Annotated in this window: 15 protein-coding genes; 8 read left to right on the forward strand and 7 right to left on the reverse strand. The window is 66.9% G+C overall.

The window, feature by feature from the left end:
• The first annotated feature begins 16 nt into the window (after positions 1–16).
• Complete coding sequence (locus EJK91_RS10610; RefSeq protein WP_125078910.1) at positions 17–487, forward strand: DUF1810 domain-containing protein; 471 nt, start codon at positions 17–19, stop codon at positions 485–487.
• Positions 488–557: 70 nt separating this feature from the next.
• Here EJK91_RS10610 and EJK91_RS10615 read toward each other — a convergent pair whose 3' ends face one another.
• A complete protein-coding gene (locus tag EJK91_RS10615; protein ID WP_024443745.1) occupies positions 558–1094 on the reverse strand; it encodes a carboxymuconolactone decarboxylase family protein in 537 nt (178 codons plus the stop codon).
• 63 nt (positions 1095–1157) lie between these two features.
• Complete coding sequence (locus tag EJK91_RS10620; RefSeq protein ID WP_024443744.1) at positions 1158–1745, reverse strand: peroxiredoxin; 588 nt, start codon at positions 1743–1745, stop codon at positions 1158–1160.
• Between the two features lie 116 nt (positions 1746–1861).
• On the opposite strand from EJK91_RS10620, the gene EJK91_RS10625 reads away from it, so the two are divergent.
• Together EJK91_RS10625 and EJK91_RS10630 are read left to right on the forward strand one after the other, a co-directional pair.
• Positions 1862–2794, forward strand: a complete 933-nt coding sequence (locus EJK91_RS10625) for a hydrogen peroxide-inducible genes activator (protein ID WP_024443743.1) — start codon at positions 1862–1864, stop codon at positions 2792–2794.
• 45 nt (positions 2795–2839) lie between these two features.
• Positions 2840–3607 (forward strand): enoyl-CoA hydratase/isomerase family protein, encoded by a 768-nt coding sequence (locus EJK91_RS10630; protein ID WP_125078911.1) that lies wholly within the window; start codon positions 2840–2842, stop codon positions 3605–3607.
• Here EJK91_RS10630 and EJK91_RS10635 read toward each other — a convergent pair.
• Entirely contained in the window at positions 3599–3835 is a 237-nt protein-coding gene (locus tag EJK91_RS10635) for a (2Fe-2S)-binding protein (RefSeq protein WP_024443741.1), read from the reverse strand. The two genes, EJK91_RS10630 and EJK91_RS10635, sit on opposite strands and share 9 nt — an antisense overlap.
• A gap of 9 nt (positions 3836–3844) precedes the next feature.
• Positions 3845–4540, reverse strand: coding sequence for a hypothetical protein (locus EJK91_RS10640; RefSeq protein ID WP_024443740.1), 696 nt, complete (start codon positions 4538–4540; stop codon positions 3845–3847).
• A 235-nt stretch (positions 4541–4775) separates the two neighbouring features.
• On the opposite strand from EJK91_RS10640, the gene bfr reads away from it, so the two are divergent.
• The 3 genes from bfr to EJK91_RS10655 all read left to right on the forward strand — a co-directional run bounded on the left by bfr (position 4776) and on the right by EJK91_RS10655 (position 7888).
• Positions 4776–5255 (forward strand): bacterioferritin, encoded by a 480-nt coding sequence (gene bfr, locus EJK91_RS10645; RefSeq protein WP_024443739.1) that lies wholly within the window; start codon positions 4776–4778, stop codon positions 5253–5255.
• A 74-nt stretch (positions 5256–5329) separates the two neighbouring features.
• Positions 5330–7375 (forward strand): MDR family MFS transporter, encoded by a 2046-nt coding sequence (locus EJK91_RS10650; protein WP_024443738.1) that lies wholly within the window; start codon positions 5330–5332, stop codon positions 7373–7375.
• A gap of 18 nt (positions 7376–7393) precedes the next feature.
• Complete coding sequence (locus EJK91_RS10655) at positions 7394–7888, forward strand: carboxymuconolactone decarboxylase family protein (protein ID WP_024443737.1); 495 nt, start codon at positions 7394–7396, stop codon at positions 7886–7888.
• A 7-nt stretch (positions 7889–7895) separates the two neighbouring features.
• Here EJK91_RS10655 and EJK91_RS10660 read toward each other — a convergent pair whose 3' ends face one another.
• Entirely contained in the window at positions 7896–8312 is a 417-nt protein-coding gene (locus EJK91_RS10660; RefSeq protein WP_046302018.1) for a nuclear transport factor 2 family protein, read from the reverse strand.
• A 330-nt stretch (positions 8313–8642) separates the two neighbouring features.
• On the opposite strand from EJK91_RS10660, the gene EJK91_RS10665 reads away from it, so the two are divergent.
• Positions 8643–10406, forward strand: a complete 1764-nt coding sequence (locus tag EJK91_RS10665) for a CocE/NonD family hydrolase (RefSeq protein ID WP_241178676.1) — start codon at positions 8643–8645, stop codon at positions 10404–10406.
• Positions 10407–10410: 4 nt separating this feature from the next.
• Here EJK91_RS10665 and EJK91_RS10670 read toward each other — a convergent pair whose 3' ends face one another.
• Both EJK91_RS10670 and EJK91_RS10675 read right to left on the reverse strand, forming a co-directional pair.
• Positions 10411–10869, reverse strand: a complete 459-nt coding sequence (locus EJK91_RS10670; protein ID WP_024443734.1) for an SRPBCC family protein — start codon at positions 10867–10869, stop codon at positions 10411–10413.
• A gap of 113 nt (positions 10870–10982) precedes the next feature.
• A complete protein-coding gene (locus EJK91_RS10675) occupies positions 10983–11963 on the reverse strand; it encodes an esterase family protein (RefSeq protein WP_125078913.1) in 981 nt (326 codons plus the stop codon).
• Between the two features lie 358 nt (positions 11964–12321).
• Between EJK91_RS10675 and EJK91_RS10680 the strand changes: the two genes are divergently transcribed.
• Positions 12322–13241: DUF7159 family protein (locus tag EJK91_RS10680; protein ID WP_125078914.1), on the forward strand; the 920-nt coding region annotated here is incomplete at its 3' end.

A 13241-nucleotide genomic window follows, 5' to 3' on the forward strand; every position in this document is an offset into this window, starting at 1 on the left:
TGCCACGGTTGATGGCATGGCCGGAACCTCCGACCCGTTCGGGCTACAACGTTTCGTCGACGCGCAGGCCGGTGTCTACGACACCGTGCTCGGCGAACTGCGCGCCGGCCGCAAGCGCAGCCATTGGATGTGGTTCATCTTTCCGCAGCTCTCAGGGTTGGGAGCCAGCGCGATGGCGGAGCGTTTCGGGATCGCCTCTCCCGCGGAGGCGCGTGCCTACCTGACGCACGCCGTGCTGGGGCCGCGACTGCAGGAGTGCGTGGGCTTGATCAACGCGGTGCCCGACCGGTCCATCGAGGAGATCCTGGGCTGGCCCGACGACATCAAGCTGCGTTCCTCGATGACGTTGTTCGGACGGGCCTGCGAGGGTGGCGGCCACGCCGTCAGGTGCTGCTGCCGAGACTTTCGTGCGGTGCTGGACCGCTATTACGACGGGCGGGAGGATCCGGTGACCCTGGACCGACTGGCGTGGCTCGCCCGAGGGTGAGCGCTACCGGCCCAAAGTCCACGGCGCGCGCCGGGCATCGCCCGGCGCGCGCCGATAGGGACCAAACCGCCTACGAAGCGGTGGGGTCGGCGCCGGCGGCGAAGACCGCCTGCGCCACCCCGGCCACGATCGAGGCGACCTTGAGAGCTTCCAGCACCGCTTCGCGGCCGACGCCGGCCTCCCGGACGACCTGCTCGTGGGAGGCAACGCACGCCTGGCAGCCGTTGATGGCCGAGACGGCGAAGCTCCACAGTTCGAAGTTGGCCTTGTCGACCCCCGGGTTGCCGATGATGTTCATCCGCAACCCGGGCCGCAGGTCGTCGTAGCTACCGTCCAGGAAGTGCCGACCGCGGTAGAACACGTTGTTCATGCCCATGATCGACGCGGCGCCCAGGGCGGCCTGATAGGCCTCCGCCGACAGGTTGTCGGCGGCCTCGGCCCCGATCTCGGCCAGCACCGTGGCGTTGCGCGTGGCCGCGGCAGCGGCCAGCAGACTGCCCCAGAGCTGCTCTTCGTTCAGGACCGTGGTGCGGGCGATCGAACCCAGGTTGAGCTTGAGGTCCTTGGCGTACTCCGGTATCGCGTTCTTGAGGTTCTCAATACTCATTGGCGCTGTTCCTCCTCATCCTGGCGCTCGACATCACCGCGAGCGCGATTCCTACGGCTGCGGTCAGAGCGAGTCTTTGAGCAGCTCGCCGACGTTCAGGGTCGCCTCGCCCTTCTTCCAGTTGCAGGCGCACAACTCGTCGGACTGCAGTGCGTCCAGCACCCGCAGGACCTCGTCGACGTTGCGGCCCACCGAACCCGCTGTCACCGAGACGAACTGAATCTCGTTGTTGGGGTCGATGATGAAGGTGGCCCGGTCGGCGACGCCGTCGGAGTTGAGCACACCGGTCGCGGTCACCAGTTCGCGGTTGAGGTCCGAGAGCATCGGGAACGGCAGCGTCTTGAGGTCCTCGTGCTGGGCGCGCCAGTTGTAGTGCACGAACTCGTTGTCGGTCGAGGCGCCGAGGATCTGGGCGTCGCGGTCGGCGAACTCGTCGTTCAACTTGCCGAACGCCGCGATCTCGGTGGGGCAGATGAAGGTGAAGTCCTTGGGCCAGAAGAACACCACGCGCCACTTGCCGGCGTAGTCATCGCTGGTGATGGTGGTGAAGAAGTCGTCGGGCCCGCTCGCGTCGACCTTCGACAGGTCGCCCGGGATCAAGGCGGTGAGCCGGTAGGACGGGAACTGCTCGCCGATAGTCAACAGTGCCATGACACTCCTTGTGAGATGAGATTTCTGCATTCGGGGCGCGTTCGACGCCCGCATGCTCCATCGTGCCCTATCTGAATTAAAAATAAAAGGTGATGCCACGCACTATAATTATCGGCATGACCGATGCAAGCTATCAGCCGACGCTCGCCGGCCTGCGGGCATTCACCGCGGTGGCAGAGAAGCACCACTTCAGCCTGGCGGCGGCCGGGCTGGGTCTGAGCCAGTCGACACTGTCGCAGGCCCTGTCGTCACTGGAATCCGGGTTGGGCGTCCAACTGATCGAGCGCTCCACCCGGCGGGTCTTCCTGACCGCCGAGGGTCAGCAGTTGCTGCCTTACGCCCACGCAGTACTGGACGCGGCGACGCAGTTCTCGGCGGCCGCCGCCGGGGTAGCCGACCCGCTGCAGGGTGCCATGCGGCTGGGCCTGATCCCGACGGTGGCGCCGTATGTGCTGCCCGCCGTACTGGCCGGATTGTCCGAACATCTGCCGGATCTGAATCTGCGAGTGATCGAAGACCAGACCGAAAGGCTGCTCACCGGGCTGCGGGAGGGCGCGGTCGACGCGGCCCTGATGGCGTTGCCCGCCGAGGGGGCCGGGTTGGCCGAAATACCGATCTACGACGAGGATTTCGTCTTGGCGCTGCCGCCGGGCCATGCGCTGGCCGGCAAACGTCGGGTGCCGCCGACCGCGCTCGCGGACTTACCGCTGCTGCTGCTCGATGAGGGGCACTGTCTGCGCGATCAGACCCTGGAGATCTGCCGCAACGCAGGGGTGCGCGCAGAGTTGGCCACCACGCGTGCGGCGTCGCTGGCCACCGCGGTCCAGTGCGTCAACGGTGGGCTGGGGGTGACGTTGATTCCGCGGACCGCGGTGGCGGTTGAGGCCGAGCGCAATGGACTGGCGTTGGCCTATTTCGCGCCGCCGGCGCCCGGCCGGCGGATCGGGCTGGTGTTCCGCAGCTCCAGTGGACGCGACGAGTCCTATCGGCGGCTGGCAGGCATCATCGGCCGCGTCGTCGCCGCCGGCCACCAGGTCGAGCTGGTCTGAGTAGCGGCGCGGTCGCGGGCCGGGGGCGGCGTTTAGGCTGCACGGGTGATCCTGACGATCGAAGACGAGAACCGGGTTCGGACTCTCACGCTGAACCGCCCCGAGGCGCTCAACGCGTTCAACGAGGCGCTCTACGACGCCACGGCCGAGGCGCTGTTTGCCGCGGCCGACGACCCCGAGGTCGCGGTGGTCGTGATCACCGGGGCGGGCCGGGCGTTCAGCGCCGGTACCGACCTGTCCGAGATGCAGGCCATGGTGACCGACCCGGATTTCGTGCCCGGCAAACACGGCTTCCGCGGTCTTATCGCCGCACTGGGGCAATTCCCGAAGCCGCTGATCTGCGCGGTCAACGGACTCGGCCTAGGGATCGGAACGACGATCCTGGGCTTCGCCGACCTGGCGTTCATGTCATCGAGCGCCAGGCTGAAGTGTCCGTTCACCAGCCTGGGGGTGGCCCCGGAGGCGGCCTCGTCCTACCTGCTTCCGCGATTGATGGGACGGCAGAACGCGGCCTGGCTGCTGATGTCCTCGGAGTGGATCTCCGCTGACGAGGCGCTGCGGATGGGCTTGGTCTTCGCGGTGTGCGAGCCGGAGGGGCTCCAGGAGGAGGTCCGCCGGCATGCGGAAGTTCTTGCATCCCGGCCTATTTCGAGTCTCATGGCGGTCAAGAGCGCGATGGTTGAGCCGACGCGGGCCCAGACCCTGGCCGCGGTCGAGCGGGAGAACGCGTTCTTCGCCGAACTCTTGGGTGGCCAGGCCAACGCCGATGCGCTGGCCGACTTCACCGGCCGGCGGGGCGGCGAATCAGTGTGATCCGACTGGGCTGATGTCCAGCGCGAGGCGCCGCAGTCCTCCGTTGTCGGCCGCGGTGGGTGTCGCGGCCAGGGTCGCCTCGATGATGCCCCGGACGGTGCAGCGGCACCGGCCGCAGTCGCCCCCCGCCCCGCACATCGCGGCAACCTCTTTCGACGTCGACGCCCCGGCGGCGACGGCGTCCGACACCATCTGATTGGTGGCTCCGACACACAGGCATACGTACATGCGATACCCCTACCGACCCTCGCCTGCGGGCGCCATCAGATCGACCGAGGTGGCGAAGCTCCCGACGAAGGGCCGGGGGTACCCACCGATTTCCATGCCGGACATCCACTCCGCGGCGGTGTCCGGGTGGTCGATCCATCGCTGTGCACTTGCCGCACTGTCGATTTCCAGCAGTGTCATCACCTCGTGCCCGTCGTCGACTGCTTGATACACCCACACTTTGCGCACTCCGGCGTCGGAGAACCGGTCCAACCCGGCATGCACTTTGGCCATCAGGTCCGCGGGGTCGGCGACGGTGGCAACCGCCCCGACGATCACCGGCGAGCCGTTCTGCTCGTCACCGGGCTGGGCCAGGTTGATCTTCTCGGTGACTTCGCCGGCGAAGATCGCGGGCAGATCGTTGACCCCGGAGCTGTCGAACCACTCGAAGACCGCGGGGGAGCGCAACAGCTCCTTGACGGAGACCCGGTGCCGCAGGCCGATCGTCACCAGCACCCGGTTCGGCTCGAACTGCGAGGTGTAGAGCACCGCATGGCGGGCGCCCAAGTCGACAAGCGGGGAATGATCCCGCTCAATGAGCGACCAGGTCCGGCCCACGTCGTCTACTCGGTAGTCCAACGCCAGCACCAGCGAATGCGGACCGTGGCGGTGAGACGTGTCGCTGCCCGAAATGCCGACACGATTGTCGGGCGAAACGAGTCTCATGTTAGTAGAGTCTAACCTAAGTAAAGCGCACCTTGCACTGGTCCGTAGCCGATGGCGATCCGAGTTCGCCCGACGACCGCAAGGCGGGTGCGGCGATTCGACGCGCCGAGACGCGGGTAAACACCCCACTGCGGGCGGTGGCCTGCACTAGATTGAATTTGGCGCGTTACGGCGATGATTCAAGCCCCGTCCGTCGCGGCCGGCATGCGAGGTTCTTCACATCAGAGGAGAGATCATGCAAGGCGACCCGGAGGTTCTCAAACTGCTCAACGAGCAGTTGACCAGCGAGCTCACCGCGATCAACCAGTACTTCCTGCACGCGAAGATGCAGGAGAACTGGGGCTTCACCGAATTGGCCGGCCACACCCGCGAAGAGTCGATGGAGGAGATGCGCCATGCTGAGGCGGTCACCGATCGGATTCTGCTGCTCGGTGGCCTGCCGAATTATCAGCGCATCGGGTCGCTGCGCATCGGGCAGAACCTGCGCGAACAGTTCGAGAGCGACCTGGCGCTGGAGATCGATGTGCTCAACCGCTTGCGTCCCGGCATCGTGATGTGTCGCGAGAAGCAGGACAGCACCACCGCGAAGCTTCTCGAGACCATCCTCGTCGATGAGGAATCTCACATCGACCACCTGGAAACCCAGCTGGAGCTGATGGACAAGCTCGGCGAGGCGCTGTACTCCGCACAGTGCGTCTCCCGCCCGCCGTCGTGATCGACCTAGCCGGGTCGCCGCTCTCGTGACGTCGCTGCCACTGATCTAGCGTCCACCGCAGACGGAAGACGACTATGACCGCATCGACGCCGGTCGCCGATGAGGTGCGACCCGCGCCGGTCAGTCCGCACCGCCGCAACCTGATCTTCCTGGCGATCGTGTTCGGCCTGCTGATGGCCGCACTCGACCAGACCATCGTGGCGACCGCCCTGCCGACGATCGTGTCGGACCTGGGTAACGCCGGGCACCAGTCGTGGGTGGTCACGAGCTACCTGCTGATGTCCACGATCGCGACCATCCTGGCGGGCAAGCTGGGCGACCTGCTCGGCCGCAAACGGGTGTTCCAGGCCGCTGTGTTGTGTTTCGTCGCCGGATCGGTGCTGTGCGGACTGTCCGCCTCGATGGGGATGCTTGTCGGCGCGCGGGCGCTGCAGGGTATCGGTGGGGGCGCCGTCACCGTGACGGCCGCGGCACTCATCGGCGAAGTCATTCCGCTGCGCGACCGGGGCCGCTATCAGGGCATGCTGGGAGCGGTTTTCGGGGTCACCACCGTTATCGGCCCGCTGCTGGGAGGCTACGTCACCGACTACCTCACCTGGCGTTGGGCGTTCTGGATCAATCTGCCCATCTCAGTGGTGGTGTTGATTGTGGCCGGCATCGCCATCCCGGCTCTGGCGGGCCGCGCCAAGCCGGTCATCGACTACGCCGGAATCGTCCTGATCGGGCTGGGCGCCACCGGGTTGACGTTGGCCACCAGCTGGGGCGGCAGCCGCTACCCCTGGGGATCAGCGGCGATCCTCGGGCTGTTCGGCGGCTCGGTGGTGGCACTGGCGTTATTCGTCTGGGTGGAGAGTCGGGCCGCTGCGCCCATCCTGCCGACCCGGCTGTTCGCCGACCCGGTGTTCGCGGTCTGCTGTGTGCTGGCGTTTGTCGTCGGCTTCGCGATGCTGGGCGCGCTCACCTTCCTGCCCACCTTCATGCAGTACGTCGACGGTGTCTCGGCGATCACCTCGGGCCTGCGCACCCTGCCGATGGTGGTGGGTATGTTGGTGACCTCCACCGGCAGCGGCGCCCTGGTGGGCCGGACCGGCCGTTACAAGATCTTTCCGGTGGTCGGCACCGCGCTGATGACGATCGCGTTCGCGCTGATGTCGCAGATGAACGCCGCCACGCCGGCGCTGCTGCAGTCGGCCTACCTGGTGATCCTGGGTGCCGGTATCGGGTTGTCGATGCAGGTGCTGGTCCTCGTCGTGCAGAACACCGCGAATTTCGCCGACCTCGGCGTCGCCACCTCCGGGGTCACGTTCTTCCGGACCATCGGCAGCTCATTCGGTGCGGCCGTGTTCGGGTCGTTGTTCGTGAACTTCCTGGGCCATCGGCTCGGTCCGGCGCTGAACAGCGCCGGACTGGCCGCCGGTGCGGCCGACTCGCCCGAGGCGGTGCACCGCTTGTCGCCGCAGCAGGCGGAGCCGATCGTGGCGGCCTACGCCGACTCCCTCGGGCAGGTGTTCTGGTGCGCCGCGCCGGTCGCGCTGCTCGGCTTCGTGCTGGCCCTGTTCCTGCGCGAGGTCCCGCTCAAGGAGCTGCGCGACAGTGCGGTCGACCTGGGTGACGGGTTCGGCATGCCCACCAACGCGTCGTCGGACGATCTGCTGGAGAGCGCGGTCGGGCGACTGCTGCACAACGAACCGGGGATGCGGCTGCGCTCCATCGCACTGCGGCCGGACTGCCAGCTCGACGTCGCCGGGCTCTGGACGGTGCTGCGGATCTACCGGTACACGCAGGTATTTCGGACCGCGCGGCTCAGTGACATCGGCAAGCGCCTACGCGTGCCCTACGAGATCCTCGAACCCACAGTCGATCAGCTGGTGTCTCAAGGCTATGTGCTGCGCGACGGCGATCACCTCGGTCTCACCCGGGCCGGTCTGCGGCAGGTCGGGTTCGTGTCCTCGCTGGTAGAGGATTGGGTGGTCGACAAACTGGCCCGTTCGCCCGGATTCGAGGGCCGCCCGGATCGCGCCGAGGTTTCCGCTGCGCTACAGCGGATCGCTCGCCGGGCCCTCATCGATCCCGACGATGCGGGGGAGTCGGCGGAGTTCAGCAGCACTGCCCACCGTTGACCGCTAGCATCGCTGAATATGAGCCGAATCGGGGCGTTCGCCGCAGACGACGTAATGGGCTGGATGGTCAAATCACCTGACCTGGCAGCGGGAATCGGCGGATTCAGTACAGCGGTCTACAACAAGGGCCGGTTGCCGATGCGCACCCGTGAGCTGGCCCGGATGGTGATCGCCTTCGACAACGAGTGCACGGTATGCGCCAACACCCGTGATGCCGACGGCCCGGCTGCCGGGGTCGACGAGGACCTCTACGAGCACGTTTCGGAGTGGCGCACCTGGCCGGGCTACAGCCCGCAGGAGCGGCTGGCCGCCGAGTTCGCCCATCGCTTCGCCACGGACCACACCGGGCTCCGTGACGACGAGGACTTCTGGTCGCGCTGCGCCGAGCATCTCAGTGACGAACTGGTGGCCGACCTCGCACTGTCGTGCGCACTCTGGCTCGGCATGGGGCGGCTGCTGCGCACGTTGGACATCGGACAGGCCTGCACACTGACCCTGCCCAGCAGGGCTTGATACCGACTCAGATAAGGCCGGTGGCGTCGAACATCCACGACATGTCGGCCTCGGCAAAGTCTTCCAGCCAGGTCGACGGCGCATGGGCCGTCAGGCCGGCCATGTCCCAATAGTCTTTCCACAGCGCGATTTTCCCGTCGATCACCTTGTGCACCGTCACGAAGCGCAGCAGTGCGGTCTCGCCGGTGGCCCAGTTCCACGTTTCAGAGTGCTCGTAGAACACGTCGGCGCCTTCGGCGACCAGCAGGCCCGGATGGTTCTGGTATCCGGCCAGCGGCTCCAGACCGATCTTGAGGCGCTTGACGATGTCGAGCGGACCGCGGGCGGCCGCGGCCGGGCCCACCGGCATGTCGACATAGATGCAGTCTTCGGCCAGAAAGGGTTTCACCGCGTCCCAGTCACGATTCGACAGTGCCCGCCACATCTCGGTGACGATGTGTTTGACGTCAGCCGGCACGTCGATGCCCCTTTCCGGTGAAGCACATGACACGCCGGAATATACGCCGGCGCCACACAGGTGCCCGAGCGGGACGGGTGCGGAGTTTAGAGTCTGGGCATGGCTGATCGGCGGACGGTGCGAAGAGTCGGATGGCTGCTTACGGGAGCCGCTGTGGCGGGGGCCGCCGGTGTCGCACTACGGAAATCTGGGTCGGCCGTGCGCGCTCGCCAGAGCAGCCCGTCGCCGTTGAGCCCGGAGTGGGCCCCGCCCCCCGCGCGCTACGGCGTCGGGGTTCGGCGCAATGTCGCTGTGGAAATGAGCGACGGTGTCGTGCTGCGCGCCGACGTGCATTACCCCACCGTGATCGAGACCGGTGAGCCCGCCGCTGGGCCGTTTCCGGTGCTGTTGGCGCTGACGCCCTACGGCAAGCTGGCGCCACCACCGGCCGCGCAGATCGGCGGTGGTCCCACCCCGCGGCTGATCCGGCGGGGCTACATCGAGGTGATGGTCGACGTTCGCGGAACGGGGGCCTCCGGCGGATCATTCGCGATGTTGTGTGCCGATCAAGCCCGAGACGGTGCCGAGTTGGTCACCTGGGCATCGACGCTGCCGAATTCCAATGGCCGCGTAGGCATGTTCGGGATTTCCTATCTGGCGATCAACCAACTGTTCACCGCGGCCGCGGTGGGCCCGGATTCGCCGTTGAAGGCAGTTTTTCCGGTTATGGCAGCCAACGACTTCTATCGCGACGTCGCAACAATGGGCGGCGTTCTGCACCTGCCTGCGGTCCGCGGCTACGGCGCGGTCTACTCGCTGCTGAACCTGATCAACCCGGCGCTGGAGTTTGTCACCCCCGGCGGACATCCCCGACCGCGGGCGGGCGGGGTCGCAGCGGTCCGCCAGCGCGGCAAAGACCAGCGCAGCTTTTTCGGACCGTTGACCGAGGAGGCCCGCAGCGGCGGTGACGCCGCCTATGACGGCTCGGTATGGGAAACCATGCGGCCCGATCGGGTGCTCGCGCAGATCGCCGCCAACAAGGTGGCCGTCTTTCTGGTCGGCGGCTGGCACGACGCCTTCCAGCGCGGAGCGCCGCTGAACTACGCGGCGCTGCAGAACGCCGCCACCGGCCGGCCGGTGAGCGCCCCGATTCAGCCGGGGCAGTCGCTGACGGATCGGGTCAGGCTCCTGATGGGTCCGTGGTACCACGTCTCGGATTTCGGTGGACTGCGGATGCAGGATCTACAAATGCGCTGGTTCGATTATTGGCTGAAAGACGATGCGACGGCTGCCTTCTCAGGCTCGCCGTTGACCTTCCAGGCCATCGGCGACAGGCGCTGGTATCACACTCGCGAATACCCGATTCCGCAGGCGACTCCCACTCCGCTGTACCTTGCGCAGCCCGGACGCTTGGTGCCCGAAGTTCCGAGCGAGCAGAGCCTTGCCGCGCTGCCATACCGCTCGCGGGGACCCATGTCGGGGCGCAGTCTGGAGCAGTGGTCGCTGGGGCTCAACAGCTTTGTCACCACGTCGGCCGGCGGCCGTACCCGGCATGACCAGGACAACCGCCGGGTTCAACGGGGAGCGCTGACCTACACCACCGAGGCGTTCGACTCACCGACCCTGCTCGCCGGTCCGATCACACTCAGCGTGCACGCGACGGCCGACACCACCGAGACACTGTGGGTCGCTCACCTCGACGATGTGGCACCCGAGGGGGTCAGCCGTCCACTCACGATGGGCGCGTTACTCGGCTCGCACCGAGAGCTGGATCCCGAACGTACGTGGTACCTGCCGGACGGCACTGTGCTGCGCCCGCACCACATCAGCACCCGGGCGGCGGTGCGACCTGTGCAGCCCGGTGAGCTGACGCGCTATGACATCGAGATCTTCCCGACCGCGGCGTTGATCGCGCCGGGGCACCGACTGCGACTGACTGTGACCACCTACGACTTCCCGCACCTGGTGCCGAACGCACCGGCACGGGAGGCGTTGGCGGGCGGACTTTACCAGCTGCACCAGGGGGGACCCACCCCGTCGTTCCTGTTGCTTCCGCTGGCCGACCCGGACAGTCTGAACTAACCGGTCAGCCCTGTTCTGCCACGTCGCGGATTCGCTCCAAGGTGCGGCGCATATCGCGAATGTTGTTGCGCTGCCGCAGAAAACCACCGAACAGGTAGTAGTACACGGTGGTGAGGAAGGAATTGGCCAGCTGGAACGATTCAGTGACGTCGGTGCCATCCGCAGTGGGTGTGAGTTCGTAACGCCAGCGGTTCACCGCACGGTCGCCGGCAAGCACCGCGAAGCCGAAAACCCGATTCGGTTCGCACTCGGTGACCCGGCACGTGGTCCAGTACACCGGACCGATCCCGTTGCGCCGCACATGTCCGCGGAATCGTGCGCCCACCGCGGGGCCGTCAGCGCCGTCGAGCCATTCAGCCTCAAAGGTCTCCGGAGAGAACTTCCCGATATTGCGGACGTCGGCCACCAGATCCCAGATCCGCTCGGCCGGAGCCGCCATATGAACTGTCGCCGAACCCTGCATGCGGGCAATCAAATCACGTCCGCGCCAGCAGGGTAACCCCCTGTGGGGAAAGTACTGGGCCCCATCCGCGAGCGGATGGGGCCCAGTACTAACGCTGCGTTCGATTCCGGGGCTTAGCTGCCACCGGTGGCACCGAGGTGGCTCTGCAGGTCAGGCTTCATGGCCTGCAGCTGCTGACCCCAGTACTCCCAGCTGTGGGTGCCGTAGTCGGGGAAGTTGAACACCGCGTTGTTGCCACCGGCCGCGGTGTAGAGCTCCTGGAACTTCTTGTTCTGGCCGATCATGAAGTTGCCCTCAAGGAACGTGGCGGGGATGTTGTCGCCGCCCAATTCGTTCGGACGACCGTTGCCGCAGTACACCCAGAGCCGGGTGTTGTTGGCGACCAGCTTGCCGACATTGACCGTGGGGTCGTTGCGCAGCCAGGCCGGGTCGTCGTCCGGGCCCCACATGTCTTCCTTCTTGTAACCACCGGCGTCACCCATGGCCAGCCCGATCCAGCTCTTGCCGTCCGAGGGGTTGATGTAACCCGACAGCGAGCCGGCGTAGGTGAACTGGTTGGGGTGGTAGATCGCCAGCGTCAGCGCCGACGCACCGGCCATCGACAGGCCGACCGCGGCGTTGCGGCTCTGGCTCACGCCGTACTCCGAGGCCAGGTAGGCCGGCAGCTCGCTGGTGAGGAAGGTCTCCCACTTGTAGGTGGAGCAGCCCGCCTTGCCGCAAGCCGGCTTGTACCAGTCGCTGTAGAAGCTGGACTGGCCGCCGACCGGCATGATCACCGAGATGCCCGACTGGTAGTACCACTCGAATGCCGGGGTGTTGATGTCCCAGCCGTTGTAGTCGTCCTGGGCCCGCATGCCGTCGAGCAGGTACAGGCCCGGACTGCCGGAGCCACCGGGCTGAAACTGAACCTTGATGTCACGGCCCATACCTGCCGAAGGCACCTGCAGGTACTCGACCGGCAGACCCGGCCGGGAGAACGCCGATGCGGTCGCCTCGCTACCTGTCAGGCCGATCAGGCCCGGCAGCGCTGCGGCAGCTACCGCGCCGACCAAAAGTCGGCGTGCCCAGCGCAATCCCTTGCTCACGTCTGTCATTCCTGCCCCTTGTCGTCGTGCTGTGGACCGTTCAATCTCTCGATCGCGACGCCACTTGCGCCACCACTTCGGCATCGGCCCTTACATGCAGCAACGGCCGCAATGTGCAAGTTAAGCGGCCGTCTAGGGATCCGACTCGCATATAGCATACCCGATTCTCGCCCTGGACCCGGTTAGGACAAGTAGGACGACACGCGTAGGCTCCCCTCCGGAAAGCCGACAAGACCACGACAAGACCACACAGTCCTGAGCTGTCCCCGGTTCGTTCCGGCGCCCCGCCGATCCCGTTCACGGGCCCGGCGAAGGCCCTGAGCAGACGCGTTGACATCGCAGATCAGGACGATTGGGGCGCGCGATTTTGGACACCGTACTGGGGCTGGCGATCACGCCCTCGACAATCGGCTGGACCATGGCCGAGGCAGCGGGCTCGGGCTGCCCGACGGTTATCGGTGAAGAGGTGAGTGTCGCAGTCGGCGACGGCGGATCCGATGCAGCAGATCTGGCGGCCCAAGCCGCAGCGGTGGCCGACCGGGTACGCGTCATGCTGGCGGCGCGTGGCGAACGACTCCACGGCGTGGCCGTGACCTGGAGCGATGAAGCCGCCGTCGGCGCCGCGCTGCTGCTCGAGTCGCTGGGGGACGCCGGCTTCGAGCACGTGGTTCCGGTGCGCTACAGCCAGGCCGCGATGTCGCTGGCCACCGGAATCGCAGGACGAGGCGAACGGGCGGCGGTATGTGTCGTCGAAACCGGGGTGGCCACCCTGGTCCTGCCCGACCAGCCGGATTCCGCCGAAGCGTTCGTCACCTCCTGCCCGATCAGCGGCCTCGACGAGGTGACCGGCTGGCTGGCTGACACGGTGACCTCAACAGGTCAGCGACCGGAACTGATCATGGTGGCCGGATCGGTGCGGGGTATGGACCGCCTCGGGCGCCGATTGGAATCCACCCTGTCGCTGCCGGTCTTCGTCCAGGGAGGGGCGTTTCAGGCGTTGGCACGCGGCGCGGCCCAGGCCCTGGCCCCGCAGGCCGAGTTGACGTCGGCGCCGCTCGAGGCGCCCGCGGCCGGCGTGGCGATCGGCAACGTCGGCCGCCGTCGGGTGCCGTCGCTGTCCTACGCCGGAGCGCTGCTGATGCTGGCGGTCGGAGCGGTGACGTTGGTGGCCTCGGTGGCCGCCGCGTTGAGCCTGCAACTCGGCCCGAGCAGGGTGGAGCCGGATGCGACGCCACCGCAGCATGCGACGGTCGCGCGCGTCGCCGTGCCCGTCGCGCCGCCCCCGGC

Source organism: Mycobacterium sp. P7213, assembly GCF_900604305.1.
Classification (GTDB): domain Bacteria; phylum Actinomycetota; class Actinomycetes; order Mycobacteriales; family Mycobacteriaceae; genus Mycobacterium.

Excerpts from the sequence above, each read along its gene's own strand:
- EJK91_RS10675 (WP_125078913.1), bottom strand. The coding sequence starts at position 11,963 with ATGACAGACGTGAGCAAGGGATTGCGCTGGGCACGCCGACTTTTGGTC.
- EJK91_RS10660 (WP_046302018.1), bottom strand. The coding sequence starts at position 8,312 with ATGTGGCGGGCACTGTCGAATCGTGACTGGGACGCGGTGAAACCCTTT.
- EJK91_RS10655 (WP_024443737.1), top strand. The coding sequence starts at position 7,394 with ATGAGCCGAATCGGGGCGTTCGCCGCAGACGACGTAATGGGCTGGATG.
- EJK91_RS10615 (WP_024443745.1), bottom strand. The coding sequence starts at position 1,094 with ATGAGTATTGAGAACCTCAAGAACGCGATACCGGAGTACGCCAAGGAC.
- EJK91_RS10610 (WP_125078910.1), top strand. The coding sequence starts at position 17 with ATGGCCGGAACCTCCGACCCGTTCGGGCTACAACGTTTCGTCGACGCG.
- EJK91_RS10670 (WP_024443734.1), bottom strand. The coding sequence starts at position 10,869 with ATGCAGGGTTCGGCGACAGTTCATATGGCGGCTCCGGCCGAGCGGATC.
- bfr (WP_024443739.1), top strand. The coding sequence starts at position 4,776 with ATGCAAGGCGACCCGGAGGTTCTCAAACTGCTCAACGAGCAGTTGACC.
- EJK91_RS10625 (WP_024443743.1), top strand. The coding sequence starts at position 1,862 with ATGACCGATGCAAGCTATCAGCCGACGCTCGCCGGCCTGCGGGCATTC.
- EJK91_RS10640 (WP_024443740.1), bottom strand. The coding sequence starts at position 4,540 with ATGAGACTCGTTTCGCCCGACAATCGTGTCGGCATTTCGGGCAGCGAC.
- EJK91_RS10635 (WP_024443741.1), bottom strand. The coding sequence starts at position 3,835 with ATGTACGTATGCCTGTGTGTCGGAGCCACCAATCAGATGGTGTCGGAC.
- EJK91_RS10620 (WP_024443744.1), bottom strand. The coding sequence starts at position 1,745 with ATGGCACTGTTGACTATCGGCGAGCAGTTCCCGTCCTACCGGCTCACC.
- EJK91_RS10665 (WP_241178676.1), top strand. The coding sequence starts at position 8,643 with ATGAGCGACGGTGTCGTGCTGCGCGCCGACGTGCATTACCCCACCGTG.
- EJK91_RS10650 (WP_024443738.1), top strand. The coding sequence starts at position 5,330 with ATGACCGCATCGACGCCGGTCGCCGATGAGGTGCGACCCGCGCCGGTC.